The sequence below is a fragment of the Mesorhizobium sp. LSHC420B00 genome, from assembly GCF_000503055.1.
Lineage (GTDB): Bacteria > Pseudomonadota > Alphaproteobacteria > Rhizobiales > Rhizobiaceae > Mesorhizobium.
In genome coordinates, this window is sequence record NZ_AYVY01000004.1 from 161,570 (window position 1) to 175,083 (window position 13,514).

Consider the following 13,514-nt stretch of genomic DNA (forward strand, 5'->3'; position numbering starts at 1 on the left):
GCAGATGCTGGTATGGCGTTGCTATGGCAGAAACGACTGAATATTTGACCGTTTGTCGCGCGTATTTCCGTATTACACGCGGTCGCAACAGGAGCGTATCTGCGGCTGGTCGAAACAGCCTCGCATGAACCCGATCAGGACTCTGTTCCGCTCACACGCAGCCCTGAATCTCGGATAGCGCCGGGTGAGACACCCATGAAGCGTTTGAACGCCCTGCTGAAGGACGCATCGGAGTCATATCCCAACTCCGATGCGATCTGTGACTGCGACATATATCCGTTACGCAACCAGGATGCCGCCAGCCGAAGCCTCCATTGCAGGAGATAGCGGGCGGGGGATACCGACAACAGGCTCTTGAACCGCTGCGAGAACCTCGATCGCGACAGCCCGGACAATGCAGCCAGGCGATCGACTGGCCAGTCTTCCCCAGGGGAGCGATGGATTCTTGCAAGCGCCGACCCGATTTGTGGATCCTGCACGGCCGCCAGCCAACCAGTCAGGTCGTCCGAACATGTCTCGACCCAGGTTCTGATTACTTGCGTCATGACAATATCGGCGAGGCGCGCCATTATCGTTGCAGAGCCGATTCTTTGCGCTTCAGCCTCGCGCGCCATCATCGCAATGAGGCTTGGTAGGTCAGTATCGCCATGCTCGGCATGCCGGATGTGCATCACAGAAGGTAGCAGTTCCAGCAGCGGATTTGCTGTCGGGCCCTCAAAGCCGATCGTACAGCATGCGATCAACGATCGCGCGCCGCCGCCGCCAGACTTCAACTCGTAAGTTCCGTTCCCGATCAACGCGGGTTTGACATCGGCGAGCGGCAAGGTTCGCCGTTTTGGCCGATCGGACATAGTGTGCTCTGTTCCGTGGGGAAGAAGAAGCACATCGCCGTTTTCGAGCAGCAGCGGCGGCAAGCCCTTGGCTTGTATCCAGCAATGACCATCGAGCATCGCATGAAAACGTACGCCCTCCCTGAACGGCACGGCGATGCCCCAGGGCGCCGTCAACTCGCTGCGGCCATATCTCGCATGGGCAAGGCGTAGATCGCGCAGCACCTCGCTCAACAAATCATTCTCGGCCGGCTGGTAGCTCATCGTTGCACGCCCTAGACCGGGCCGATCAATGGACCTAAGCGGATCACTCATCTGCACTCCTTTGCCCCAACTTCGCATACGCTTATGCATCCCGTTACCTCTCTTAGTGGGCAACCGAAGGGAGACCTATTGCGGATCCAGATTCCGCAAGAGATCTGACAAAGGAAATGGGATTCTGCTGGCGGCGTTCGCTTAGGGATGCGCCGGACTTTTTTCAACAATATCCGCCCCTTGCTGCCCATCAGATCGCGCGCGCGACCCAAAAGCTGTTCCCCAGCCGGGGCGATCCCTTGAAAAGATCGACGGGTTCGAAGCCACAGAGTTCAAGCAGATAGGCGATTTCCTGGCGCAGGCTCCACCGCAGACCTTCACTGCTAAAACAGCGCCTTCAGCTCCGGCAATTTGTCGTTGACCAGCCAGCCATAGTAATTTTCCTCAGGCAGCTTTTCCGGCTCGCCCGCAGCGCGGCGCTTGTCGTTCTCCGCCTTCAGCGCATAGGCACGCTGTTCCGGATTGCCGACATTGTAGAGGGTCGACGTGATGCCGGGATTGCCTGAGATGTCGAAGCCGGCAATGCTTTTATAGGCGTCGATCGACTTCCGGATCGTTGCCGCGACATAAGGCAGTGTCAGGTCAGGATCCATGATGGTCTTGTAGACCGCGTTCGGGTCGCCGACGTCGAGCTCCGGCAGGCCGGAAACCTTGTGCACGAGATCGCTCATCTGCAGTGCCGTCAGCGGATTGAGCTGGCCAAGACCAAAAGTCTGGCCGGCATAATAGGGCTGGAAGAAAGTCGCGCCGAAGCGGTCGTTGGGAAAGCTCTCGCCGTTGACGGTCTTGCCGCGGAACGACCGGTTCCACACCTGCTCGCGGCATTCCCAGAGTTCGTAACTGTCCGATTTGCCCGCGCACTTGGCAAATTGCGGCCGTTGCACGAAATCGGTGATGTCTTCGCCTTCATAGGCGAAGGAGAGTTTGCTCGACAGATACGAGATCGCCTTGACGTAGTAGGTCTGCAGCCGGTCGTAGGCATCGACATTGTAGGTGTGCTCGCCGACGATGGCGCCGACGATATGCATCGGGTCGATGCCATAGGCCGCGGCTGCCTGCATGATCTTGCCACGCAGCTCGGCATCGTTCTGGAGCAGCGCAAACACTTTGCGGTATTTCGCCTGGAAGGTGGTGTTGGTCGCCTGGGTGCGCCGGCTGGATGCGCCCGGTATGTCGGGCTGCTCGGTGTTGCGGTTGCCGGGCGGCACCATGGTTGCCGCTTGCGCGGCGAACATGGCTGCCGCCAGCGTCAGCCCGAGAATGACGAGGATCAGTTTTTTCATGCGCCGCCGCCCAAATAGTCGCCGGGCAAACTAGGTAATGCTCCAACGGGAGTCGAGAGACGCCTGCACCCGACGGGACGAAAGCTCGCCGGATGCTTCCATTTGGCCACACATCGGAAATGCCGGGCTGAATTTGGCGGAGACCGGGAGCAATTCCCCGGCCTCTTTGAGGATGAAGCGTCTCCTACAGGATGAAACGCGACAAATCCGTGTTTCTGGAGAGGTCGCCGACATGCTTCTCCACATAGGCGGCATCGACGGTCACGGAGGTGCCGTTGCGGTCCGGTGCGTCATAGGAGATCTCGTCCAGCACCCGTTCCATCACCGTCTGCAGCCGCCTGGCGCCGATGTTCTCGACGCTGGCGTTGAGGTCAACAGCGATGCCGGCCAACGAGTCGATCGCGTCATCGGTGAAGACCAGGTCGACTCCCTCGGTCTTCATCAGTGCGATATACTGCTTGATCAGGCTGGCTTCGGTCTCGGTGAGGATGCGGACGAAATCGTCCTTCTCCAGCGCCCGCAGCTCGACACGGATCGGCAGGCGGCCCTGCAATTCCGGCAGCAAGTCGGATGGCTTGGCGACGTGGAACGCACCTGAAGCGATGAACAGGATGTGGTCGGTCTTCACCGGTCCGTATTTGGTCGCAACCGTGGTGCCTTCGACCAGCGGCAGCAGGTCGCGCTGCACGCCCTCGCGCGAAACACCGGCACCGATGCCGCCTTCGCGCGAGGCGATCTTGTCGATCTCGTCGAGGAAGACAATGCCGTCATTCTCGGTCGATTCGAGTGCCCTGCGCACCACCTCGTCCTGGTCGAGCAACTTGTCGGACTCGTCGCTGATCAACAGCCCGTAGGACTCTTTAACGGTCGTCTTGCGCATCTTGGTTTTCTTGCCGCCCATCGCTTTCGACAGCATGTCGTTGATGTTGAGCACGCCGATATTGGCGCCCGGCATGCCGGGGATCTCGAAGCCGGGCATGCCGCCATTGCCGGTATCGGCCACTTCGATCTCGATCTCCTTGTCGTCAAGCTCGCCGTCGCGCAGCTTCTTGCGGAAACTGTCACGGGTGGCCGGACTCGCCGTCTTGCCGACGAGCGCTTCAAGCACCCTTTCCTCGGCGTTGATGTGGGCACGCGCCTCGACGTCCTCACGCATCTTCTCGCGCACCAGCCCGATGGCGATCTCGACCAGATCGCGGATGATCTGCTCGACATCGCGGCCGACATAGCCGACCTCCGTAAACTTGGTGGCTTCGACCTTGACGAAAGGCGCACCGGCAAGGCGCGCCAAGCGGCGAGAAATCTCGGTCTTGCCGACACCGGTCGGGCCGATCATCAGGATGTTCTTCGGCATCACCTCTTCACGCATCTGGCCCTCGAGCTGCTGGCGGCGCCAGCGGTTGCGCAAGGCAATCGCCACGGCACGCTTGGCGTCTTTCTGGCCGATGATGAAGCGGTCGAGTTCCGAAACGATTTCGCGGGGAGAGAAGGTGCTCATGTCACTAAATTCCACTTTGCCACTGCCGAATGGACTCGAACGGATGCAGCAGCATGATCACGTTGAGTGTCAGATTGTCCCGGATGAGATAGCCGACACCGAATTCGAAGATGAGGGCGAGGGTTACGATCACCCATATAGGAAGCCTTCGCGCCATGACAAACCCCAGCACCATGGCCAGCGTGTCCGACACCGAATTGATGACGCTGTCGCCATAATAGTCGAGCGAGATCGTGCCGGCGCGATAGCGATCGATGATGAAAGGGCTGTTCTCGAGCAGCTCCCAGCCGCCCTCTATCACCACCGCAAAGGCCAGCCTGAGCCCGATCGGCGAGCGCGGGAAAAGAAACCACGCCAGCGCATAGAACAGGAAGCCGTGAATGATGTGCGAGAAGCTGTACCAGTCGGAGATATGCTGGGAATTCTCGGAGCTCTGCACGATGCCGTGCCACAGCTTGACGTAGCCGCAGGTGCAAATCGGCGTCCGCCCCATGCCGTAGAGGACCCCTGCCTGGAATATGACCAGACCGAGAACCAACAGAAGCCCCATTCGCCAACTGTCTTCGTAGGCCGAGACGGTTTTGTCGCTGGATACGCTCATGCTGCTATTGCCCCTCTTCTGCGTCACCCTGTTCGGCATCACCCTCTGGGGCATCAATCGCCATCAGCACGGCATCGCCATATTCCGACTTCCTGCGATCGATAGCCCTGAAACCGGCTTTTTCATAGGCACGGATAGCCCGTGCATTGGCCGGGTCCGGGTCGATGATGACGCGCGGCGCACCTTCCTCGAAAAGCTGCTCGACGAACTGCCGGACGATCGCCGAGCCGTGGCCGGTCCCGACAAGCTCCGGCACGCCGATCGACAGATCGATGCCGAGCGTGCCGAACGGCTGGTCGCTATAGGGATGACCGTCCTCCAGATGCGGATCGTAGCTCTGCAAATAGCCGATGGGTTTGCCGTCGAGCTCGATAATCAGCGGCTCGACCGAAATGCTGTTGATATGCTCGCGGATCTCCGCGATCTCGGTCTCTGGGTCGTTCCACCATTCGGCGACATGCGGCTCGGCAAGCCAGCCGGCGATCATCGGCAGGTCCCTCTCGGTCACCGGCCGAAAACCGTAGCGGAGGCTCCGCTCAGGCGGCATCGAGGGTTTCGACGACGAAGCTGTTGTTGGTGTAGACGCAAATGTCGGACGCGATCTGCATCGCCTTGCGGGCGATCTCCTCGGCGTCCTTATCGGTATCCATCAGGGCGCGGGCCGCGGCCAGCGCGTAGTTGCCGCCGGAGCCGATGGCCATCACGCCAAATTCGGGCTCCAGCACGTCGCCGGTGCCGGTCAGCGCCAGCGACACCGACCTGTCGGCCACCAGCATCATTGCTTCCAGCCGGCGCAAATAGCGGTCGGTGCGCCAGTCCTTGGCGAGCTCGACGCAGGCGCGTGTCAGCTGGTCAGGATATTGTTCGAGCTTGGCTTCGAGCCGCTCCAGCAGCGTGAAGGCATCGGCGGTGGCGCCGGCGAAGCCGGCAATGACGTTGCCGCCCTTGCCGATGCGGCGCACCTTCTTGGCGTTGCCCTTCATGATGGTCTGGCCGAGGCTGACCTGGCCGTCGCCGGCGATCACCACTTTGCCGCCCTTGCGCACGGTTAGGATGGTCGTGGCATGCATGGTCAGTTCATTAGACATTTTCTGCTCCGGTCAGCACCGATCCCATCAAGGCGATTGGCGCGTTACGAGTGACTTGATCGGCCATATGTATGCATAGGCCAGACGATTGCAAACCGGCCATCCACCGGGCCGGATAGTGCTCCGCAGCGGTAACTGGCAATCGCCGGATCATGCTGCTAGAAGGCTTTCGTTTTCAGGCATGTGAACGCCTGAATCGTGCAAATCTGAGACAAGGATGAGGTCATGGTGCCCCGTTCCGCCGAGATAAGCCGCAAGACCAAGGAAACCGACATCTCCGTGTCGGTTCAGGTCGACGGCTCGGGCAAATCCGACATTTCGACGGGCGTCGGCTTCTTCGACCATATGCTGGACCAGTTATCGCGCCATTCGCTGATCGACATGACGGTGAAGGCCAAGGGCGACCTGCACATAGACGACCACCACACGGTCGAGGATACTGGTATCGCGCTTGGGCAGGCGCTGGCCAAGGCATTGGGCGAGCGGCGCGGCATCATGCGCTATGCTTCGATCGATCTCGCCATGGACGAGACGCTGACGCGGGCGGCGATCGACGTCTCCGGCCGGCCTTTTCTGGTCTGGAATGTTTCGTTCTCATCGCCGAAGATCGGTACGTTCGACACCGAGCTGGTGCGCGAATTCTTCCACGCGCTGGCGCAGAATGCCGGCATCACGCTGCATGTCACCAATCATTACGGCGCCAACAACCACCACATTGCCGAGACCTGCTTCAAGGCCGTGGCGCGTGCGCTGCGTTCGGCGCTCGAGCGCGACCCGCGCCAGCCGGACGCGGTTCCCTCCACCAAGGGATCCCTGAAAGGGTAGCGCCATGGCCATCTATGTCGCGATGGAACCGCCAGGCCGCAGCGAAAGGGTGGACACCACCTTTGTCCGTGACGGCTTTGCCTGGCTCGGCTTCCTATTGCCGCCGCTGTGGCTGGCCTGGCACCGGCTGTGGGTCGAGGCGGCATTGGCCTTTGTCGCCATGGGCCTGCTTTCGATGCTGGGCGAAAGCCTGGGCCTGGAAAGCGCAGGCTCGCTTTTGTCCCTCCTTGTCATGCTCTTTGTCGGACTGGAAGGGCAGGCCCTGCGGATCGCAGCACTGCGCCGCCGTGGCTGGCGTGAATGGGGTGTCGTCGAGGCCGACAGGCTCGACGATGCCGACATTCGCTACGCGTTGGAAACCGATGCGGATTCGAATGCACGGTCCCCCGCACAGCGCATCGTCCCGGACGCAGCACTTGCCCGGCCGACGCCGATGGGCATGGCACTGGGGCTGACCCATATTCCGGGAAGGCGCTGAGATGCGGGTCGCGATCATCGATTACGGGTCGGGCAATCTGCGCTCGGCCACCAAGGCCCTCGAGCGTGCCGCTCATGAAGCCGGCATTGCCGCCGCGATTGAACTCACAGCCGATGCCGAGCGGGTCAGGACCGCCGACCGCATCGTCCTGCCCGGCGTTGGCGCCTATGCCGATTGCGCCGCTGGACTGCGCGCTGTGGCCGGCATGTGGGAAGCGGTCGAGGAGGTCGCGATCGTCAAGGGACGGCCGTTCCTAGGCATCTGCGTCGGCATGCAGCTGATGTCGGAGCGAGGCTTGGAGAAAACGGTTACGAAAGGGTTTGGCTGGATCGCCGGCGACGTCAAGGAGATCACGCCGGCCGATCCGACACTGAAGATCCCGCAGATCGGCTGGAACACGATTGACCTGAAGCGCAAGCATCCGCTGTTTTCCGGCATTGCGACGGGCGGGAAGGGGCTGCACGCCTACTTCGTCCACTCCTACCATCTCGATGCACGGAAGGAGGACGAGGTGCTGGCGGTCGCCGACTACGGTGGCCCGGTGACGGCCGCTGTCGCCCGCGGCAATCTCGCCGGAACGCAATTCCACCCCGAGAAGAGCCAGGCGCTCGGCCTCGCTTTGATCACCAACTTCCTGCAATGGAGGCCCTAGGTCATGAGCAAGAAGGGCTATTGGATGGCGATGGTCGATGTCCGCGACCCCGAGGTCTACAAGCAGTACATCGAGGCCAATGCCGCGGCTTTTGCGAAATACGGCGCGAAGTTTCCCGTGCGCGCCGGACAGTATACCAGCCCGGAAGGGCCGACAGGCAATCGCCACGTGCTGGTGGAATTCGAATCCTACGAGACGGCGATCGCCTGCTACGGCTCGCCTGAATACCAGGAGGCCTTGAAGTACAGGCTCGCCGGCTCGACCGGCCACTTTGTCATCGTCGAAGGCGCCTGAAGGTGATCCTGTTTCCGGCGATAGACCTCAAGGACGGCAAATGCGTGCGCCTCAAGCATGGCGACATGGCGACCGCGACGGTCTACAATGACGATCCCGCCGCTCAGGCGCGCGCCTTCGAAGAGCAGGGCTTCGAATGGCTGCACGTCGTCGACCTCAACGGCGCCTTCAAGGGCCAGAGCGTCAACAGCGCGGCAGTCGGCGCCATCCTCAAGGCGACGAACAACCCGGTGCAGCTCGGCGGCGGCATCCGCACTCTGGCGCAGATCGAGGACTGGCTCGACCGTGGGCTGGCCCGCGTCATTCTTGGCACTGTGGCGGTGCGCGATCCGGATCTGGTCAGGCAGGCTTGCAAGGCATTCCCGGGCAAGATCGCCGTCGGCATCGACGCCAAGGGCGGCAAGGTCGCGGTCGAAGGCTGGGCGGAGGCCTCGAGCCTCGGCGTCATCGAACTGGCGAGGAAATTCGAGGGCGCCGGCGTTGCTGCCATCATCTACACCGACATTGATCGAGACGGGGTGCTGACCGGCATCAACTGGGACGCCACCATCGATCTCGCCGAGGCGGTTTCGATCCCGGTCATCGCCTCGGGCGGGCTCGCCTCGATCGCCGACATTGTGCGCATGACCATGCCCGATGCGCGGAAGCTCGAAGGCGCGATCTCCGGCCGCGCGCTCTACGACGGCCGCATCGACCCGGCCGAGGCACTGGCGATCCTGCGTGGCAAACCGATGGCAGGGGCGTCATCATGAAAGTCTCGATTATCCTCGCCCCCTATGACAGCGGGCACCATCATGAAGGGTGCGGCCAGGGGCCGGACGCCATCATCGGCGGTGGGCTCGTCGAAGCTCTGACCGTGGCCGGCCATGACGTCGCCGTCGAAGATATCGGCAAGGTGGGAGACGAGCAGGGGCGCGAAATCGCAACCGGCTTCGCCGTCTGCAACGCCGTCGCGGCCAAGGTCGGCCTCGCCCGCGACGGAGGAGGCTTCCCCATTGTCCTTGCTGGAAATTGCCTGACCGCCGCCGGTGCGGTTGCCGGTGAAGACGCGGATTCGATTATCTGGATCGATCAGCATGGCGATCTCAACACGCCAGAGACGTCCGCCTACGGCTTTCTCGACGGCATGGCGCTGGCGGCGACACTCGGGCTCTGCTGGCGTCCGATGGCGGCAGCAATTCCGGGATTCCGGCCGATGGACCCGGCGCACTGCATGCTGGTCGATGCCCGCGACCTCGATCCCGACGAAAAGCGCCTGCTGGAAACTTTGCCGATCGTGCGCGCCGAATGTGCCGGTGCGCTCGATATGGTGGGAAAGCTCACAGCGGCAGGGGCTGTTCGGGGACATCTGCATCTGGACCTGGATGTCCTCGATCCGGATGTGCTGCAGGTGAACCGCTACACGCATCCGGGCGGTCCGAGTCCGGAACAGCTGCGGCAGCTTGCCTGCGGGCTGGCCAGATCCATCCCGATCGTGGGCGTGACGCTCTCGGCCTACGATCCGGCCTTTGATTCCCAGTCCGAGGTTCCGTCCGTCGTCGGCCAGCTGCTTGTCGACTTTCTTGCGGCGATCGAGAGGATCTGATGCTGAAAGCCCGCGTCATCCCCTGTCTCGACGTCAAGAACGGTCGCGTCGTCAAGGGCGTCAATTTCGTCGACCTGGTCGATGCCGGCGATCCCGTCGAAGCGGCAAAAGCCTATGACGCGGCCGGCGCCGACGAGCTCTGCTTTCTCGACATCACTGCCTCGTCGGAAAACCGCGAGACCATCTTCGATGTCATTACCCGAACGGCCGAACAATGTTTCATGCCGCTGACTGTCGGTGGTGGCGTCCGCCAGGTCGCCGACATCAGGAAGCTGCTTCTGGCCGGCGCCGACAAGGTGTCGATCAATACGGCGGCGGTGAAAACCCCAAATTTTGTCGCCGAGGCTGCCGACAAGTTTGGCAACCAGTGCATCGTCGTCGCCATCGACGCCAAGAAAGTGTCCGCTGCGGGCGAGGCTGATCGCTGGGAGATCTTCACCCATGGCGGCCGCGAGAAGACCGGCATCGATGCCGTCGAGTTCGCTCGGCGGATCGTCGATCTCGGCGCCGGCGAGATCCTGTTGACGTCGATGGACCGCGACGGCACCAAGGCCGGCTACGACATAGCGCTTACCCGCGCGGTCGCCGACGCCGTACGCGTGCCGGTCATCGCTTCCGGTGGCGTCGGCACGCTCGATCACATGGTCGAAGGCATTCGCGACGGCCATGCGGGCGCGGTGCTGGCAGCCTCGATCTTCCATTTCGGCACCTACAGCATCGCCGAAGCCAAGATGCATATGGCTCAGGCCGGACTGCCGATGCGGCTGGACTCGCCGGGTAATCGGTCCTAGAGCCTTTCCGGCTAAAAAGAGGCTGTAAACGCCGTTATGACCGAGTTCTCACTCTCCGATCTGGAGAAGATCATTGGCGAACGCGCACGTTCCGGCGATCCGGATTCGTGGACGGCCAAGCTCTTTCAGCGCGGCATGAGCAAGGCAGCGCAGAAACTCGGCGAAGAGGCGGTCGAAACGGTGATCGCAGCCGTCAGCGCCGACCGGGACGCGCTTGTTTCGGAAAGCGCCGATCTCATCTATCATTGGCTTGTCGTTCTCGGCATAGCGGACATTCCGCTGAGCGATGTGCTCAACGAGCTTGAACGCCGCACCGGTCGTTCGGGCATCGNTCTCGGCATAGCGGACATTCCGCTGAGCGATGTGCTCAACGAGCTTGAACGCCGCACCGGTCGTTCGGGCATCGCCGAAAAGGCGTCTCGGCTGGACCGGGGCTGATCGCTGCGGAGGAACTCGATGGACCAGCTCGCTCCTACCGAGAAGTATTCACCCTATCGGTTCTTCTCGGCGGAGCAATGGTCGCGGTTCCGCGCCGATACGCCGATGACGCTCACCGAGGACGAGGTCCGTCGTCTGCGGTCGCTGAACGATCCGGTCGATCTCCACGAGGTCGAGCGCATCTACCTTTCGATGTCGCGGCTGTTGTCGGCCCATGTCGAAGCCAGTCAACTCCTGTTCAGGCAACGCCAGGTTTTTTTCAACGCGCTGGACGTGGCCAAGACACCGTTCATCATCGGCATTGCCGGTTCCGTGGCGGTTGGCAAATCGACCACGGCGCGCGTGCTAAAGGAGCTGCTGGCGCGCTGGCCGTCGAGTCCCAAGGTCGATCTGGTCACCACCGACGGTTTCCTGCTGCCGAACGAAGTCCTGCGCCGCAACAATCTGATGGAGCGCAAGGGCTTTCCCGACAGCTACGACGTCGGCGCGCTGCTGCGTTTCCTGTCCGGCATCAAATCGGCGCAGCGCAACGTCCGCGCGCCGGTCTATTCGCACCTGACCTATGACGTTATCCCGGGCGAGTTCCAGACCATCGACAGGCCGGACATCCTGATCTTCGAGGGCATCAATGTCCTGCAACCTGGCAAGCTGCCGAAGGACGGCAAGATCGTGCCTTTCCTGTCAGATTTCTTCGACTTCGCCATCTATATCGATGCCGAGGAGGCGCTTATCCATCACTGGTATATCGCCCGCTTCATGCGGCTGCGCGAAACCGCCTTCCGCGACCCAGCCTCCTTCTTCCACCGCTATTCGCAACTTTCCGAGGATGCGGCCCGCGCCATCGCCGAGGGCCTGTGGACCAACATCAACCTGAAGAACTTGCGCGAGAATATATTGCCGACCCGCGCCCGCGCCGATCTCATCCTGCGCAAGGGCGCCAATCATCTGGTCGAGGAAGTGGCGCTCCGAAAACTGTGAAATCCCGATTCATTCCTTAAAGTCATCTTAACCCCGTCTTCCTATTGTCAGGCCTGATCTGCGGGCTCGGCAAACAATGAATGCGCCATTCCTAAATATTGATCGGCCGGCAGCGGACCGCGTCGCACATCCGGGCAGCGGCGCCGCCACGATTGCCCTGATCGTGCCGGTCCACAATGAGGAAGGCGCGATTGCCCCGTTCCTGAAGGCGGTGTGCGAAAGCACCGCTCCGCTGAAGGACAATGGCGTTGCCCTCGAGTTCATCTTCGTCAACGACGGCAGCAGCGATACGACGCTCGAAAAGCTGATCGAAGCCCAACAAGCAGACCCTCGCATCCACATAATCGACCTTTCACGCAATTTCGGCAAGGAAGCCGCGATGACCGCGGGCCTCGACAGCTGCGATGCCGATGCCGCGATCCCGATGGACGTCGATATGCAGGATCCGCCGCATGTCATCCCCTTGCTTGTGGAAAAGTGGCGCGAGGGGTTCGAGGTTGTTCTTGCCAAGCGAGCCAACCGGTCGAGCGACAGCTTTCTCAAGCAGCGCTCCGCCTCGATGTTCTACCGCGTTCACAACTGGATCGCGCAGCAGAAGATCCCGCACGATGTCGGCGACTTCCGTTTGATCGACCGTCAGGTCATCCAGGCGCTGCGGTCTTTGCCCGAACGCCGTCGTTTCATGAAGGGCCTGTTCGCCTGGGTCGGGTTCCGCACCGCAAGCGTCGAATATGTCCGCGATCAGCGGATCGCCGGCCAGTCGAAATTCTCCGGCTGGAAGCTGTGGAACTTCGCGCTCGAAGGCATCACCAGCTTCTCCACCGCTCCGCTTGAAATCTGGACCTATGTCGGCGCGACGATTTCCGCGCTGTCGTTCCTCTACGGCCTGCTGATCGTCGCCAAGACAATGATCTTTGGCGTTGATGTGCCCGGCTACGCCTCGCTGCTGGTCAGCGTTCTTTTTCTTGGCGGCATCCAGTTGCTCGGCATCGGCATCATCGGACAATACCTCGGCAGGGTCTACGCCGAGATCAAGCAGCGTCCGATCTACATTGTGCGCCGCAAATATGAGGGAATGAGCTAATGGAGCTCGACGCCTACCGACAGATGGCCGCCACCGAAGACGAGCATTGGTGGTTCTGCGGGCGTCGCGCCATCGCAGAGGCGGTCATTCGCAGCATCGACCTGCCCGAAAAGGCGCGCATCGTCGAGATCGGCGCCGGCACCGGCGGCAACATCCGGATGCTGGAGCAGTTCGGCACCGTGACGGCAGTCGAGATGAGCGATCTCGCACGCAGGATTGCCTGGGAAAAGACCGGCCGCGACTTCCTTGCCGGACATCTGCCGGACAACATTCCTGTCACGCCGCAAAGCTGCGACCTGGTTTGCCTGTTCGACGTGCTGGAACATGTCGCCGAAGACGAGGCATCGCTTGCCGCGATCCGCCAGATGCTGAAACCAGCCGGCAGCGTCATCCTTACGGTGCCCGCACACCAATGGTTGTGGAGCACGCATGATGTGGGGCTGCATCATATGCGGCGCTATTCACGCAATCTGCTGCGTGAACGAATTGAAAGGGCTGGTTTCAGGATCGACCGGCTGAGCTACACAAATGCCGCACTCTTTCCTGTAGCGGCACTGGCACGGCTGGTGGATAGGTTGCGCAAGCCCGCCTTGCCAGCCGGCCATGCAACGCCGTCGAAACCACTGAATGCGGCGATGAAGGCAGTGTTTTCGGCGGAAGGCCGCATCATACCAAATGCAAGCCTGCCCTTCGGTGTTTCGCTGCTGGCGGTATTCCGCAAGGACGACGCCGTCGAAACCGGTCGCCTCGACGAGAAATTGGCAGCTTGACCGC

17 protein-coding genes are annotated in these 13,514 nt (G+C 61.6%); 11 read left to right on the forward strand and 6 right to left on the reverse strand.

Features of this window, described 5'->3' with window-relative positions:
* Positions 1 to 134: 134 nt before the first annotated feature.
* The 6 genes from X760_RS49940 to hslV form a co-directional block, all read right to left on the reverse strand.
* Complete coding sequence (locus tag X760_RS49940; protein ID WP_023718255.1) at positions 135 to 1,094, reverse strand: AraC family transcriptional regulator; 960 nt, start codon at positions 1,092 to 1,094, stop codon at positions 135 to 137.
* Between the two features lie 374 nt (positions 1,095 to 1,468).
* Positions 1,469 to 2,428, reverse strand: coding sequence for a DUF1402 family protein (locus tag X760_RS49945; RefSeq protein WP_023718256.1), 960 nt, complete (start codon positions 2,426 to 2,428; stop codon positions 1,469 to 1,471).
* Positions 2,429 to 2,612: 184 nt separating this feature from the next.
* A complete protein-coding gene (gene hslU / locus X760_RS49950; RefSeq protein WP_023718257.1) occupies positions 2,613 to 3,926 on the reverse strand; it encodes an ATP-dependent protease ATPase subunit HslU in 1,314 nt (437 codons plus the stop codon).
* Positions 3,927 to 3,930: 4 nt separating this feature from the next.
* Positions 3,931 to 4,527 carry a DUF2585 domain-containing protein gene (locus X760_RS49955; RefSeq protein WP_023718258.1) on the reverse strand — a complete coding sequence of 199 codons (597 nt, stop codon included), beginning with the start codon at positions 4,525 to 4,527 and terminating at the stop codon, positions 3,931 to 3,933.
* A 4-nt stretch (positions 4,528 to 4,531) separates the two neighbouring features.
* Positions 4,532 to 5,074 (reverse strand): GNAT family N-acetyltransferase, encoded by a 543-nt coding sequence (locus X760_RS49960; RefSeq protein WP_023718259.1) that lies wholly within the window; start codon positions 5,072 to 5,074, stop codon positions 4,532 to 4,534.
* The gene (gene hslV / locus X760_RS49965; protein ID WP_023718260.1) at positions 5,064 to 5,615 is read right to left on the reverse strand and encodes an ATP-dependent protease subunit HslV; all 552 of its coding nucleotides are present in this window, start codon (positions 5,613 to 5,615) and stop codon (positions 5,064 to 5,066) included. Before hslV ends, X760_RS49960 begins: the two co-directional genes overlap by 11 nt.
* A gap of 225 nt (positions 5,616 to 5,840) precedes the next feature.
* Here hslV and hisB point away from each other — a divergent pair, with 225 nt between their 5' ends.
* From hisB to X760_RS50020, 11 genes are all read left to right on the forward strand, one after another.
* Positions 5,841 to 6,440, forward strand: coding sequence for an imidazoleglycerol-phosphate dehydratase HisB (gene hisB, locus X760_RS49970; protein ID WP_023718261.1), 600 nt, complete (start codon positions 5,841 to 5,843; stop codon positions 6,438 to 6,440).
* Between the two features lie 4 nt (positions 6,441 to 6,444).
* The gene (locus X760_RS49975) at positions 6,445 to 6,918 is read left to right on the forward strand and encodes a DUF2628 domain-containing protein (protein ID WP_023718262.1); all 474 of its coding nucleotides are present in this window, start codon (positions 6,445 to 6,447) and stop codon (positions 6,916 to 6,918) included.
* 1 nt (position 6,919) lies between these two features.
* Positions 6,920 to 7,570: an imidazole glycerol phosphate synthase subunit HisH gene (hisH, locus tag X760_RS49980; protein ID WP_023718263.1), complete on the forward strand. Its 651-nt coding sequence runs from the start codon at positions 6,920 to 6,922 to the stop codon at positions 7,568 to 7,570.
* A gap of 3 nt (positions 7,571 to 7,573) precedes the next feature.
* Entirely contained in the window at positions 7,574 to 7,864 is a 291-nt protein-coding gene (locus X760_RS49985) for a DUF1330 domain-containing protein (protein WP_023718264.1), read from the forward strand.
* 2 nt (positions 7,865 to 7,866) lie between these two features.
* A complete protein-coding gene (gene hisA, locus X760_RS49990) occupies positions 7,867 to 8,616 on the forward strand; it encodes a 1-(5-phosphoribosyl)-5-[(5-phosphoribosylamino)methylideneamino]imidazole-4-carboxamide isomerase (protein WP_023718265.1) in 750 nt (249 codons plus the stop codon).
* On the forward strand, positions 8,613 to 9,449 hold the full coding sequence (locus X760_RS49995; protein ID WP_023718266.1) for an arginase family protein: 837 nt from the start codon (positions 8,613 to 8,615) through the stop codon (positions 9,447 to 9,449). The genes hisA and X760_RS49995 overlap by 4 nt, the downstream gene beginning before the upstream one ends.
* On the forward strand, positions 9,446 to 10,240 hold the full coding sequence (gene hisF, locus X760_RS50000; RefSeq protein ID WP_023718267.1) for an imidazole glycerol phosphate synthase subunit HisF: 795 nt from the start codon (positions 9,446 to 9,448) through the stop codon (positions 10,238 to 10,240). The genes X760_RS49995 and hisF overlap by 4 nt, the downstream gene beginning before the upstream one ends.
* 36 nt (positions 10,241 to 10,276) lie before the next feature.
* Entirely contained in the window at positions 10,277 to 10,678 is a 402-nt protein-coding gene (locus X760_RS50005) for a phosphoribosyl-ATP diphosphatase (protein ID WP_023718268.1), read from the forward strand.
* An 18-nt stretch (positions 10,679 to 10,696) separates the two neighbouring features.
* Positions 10,697 to 11,656 (forward strand): type I pantothenate kinase, encoded by a 960-nt coding sequence (gene coaA / locus X760_RS50010; RefSeq protein ID WP_023718269.1) that lies wholly within the window; start codon positions 10,697 to 10,699, stop codon positions 11,654 to 11,656.
* A 76-nt stretch (positions 11,657 to 11,732) separates the two neighbouring features.
* On the forward strand, positions 11,733 to 12,740 hold the full coding sequence (locus X760_RS50015) for a glycosyltransferase family 2 protein (RefSeq protein ID WP_031193759.1): 1,008 nt from the start codon (positions 11,733 to 11,735) through the stop codon (positions 12,738 to 12,740).
* Positions 12,740 to 13,510 (forward strand): class I SAM-dependent methyltransferase, encoded by a 771-nt coding sequence (locus X760_RS50020; RefSeq protein WP_023718271.1) that lies wholly within the window; start codon positions 12,740 to 12,742, stop codon positions 13,508 to 13,510. The genes X760_RS50015 and X760_RS50020 overlap by 1 nt, the downstream gene beginning before the upstream one ends.
* Positions 13,511 to 13,514: the final 4 nt, after the last annotated feature.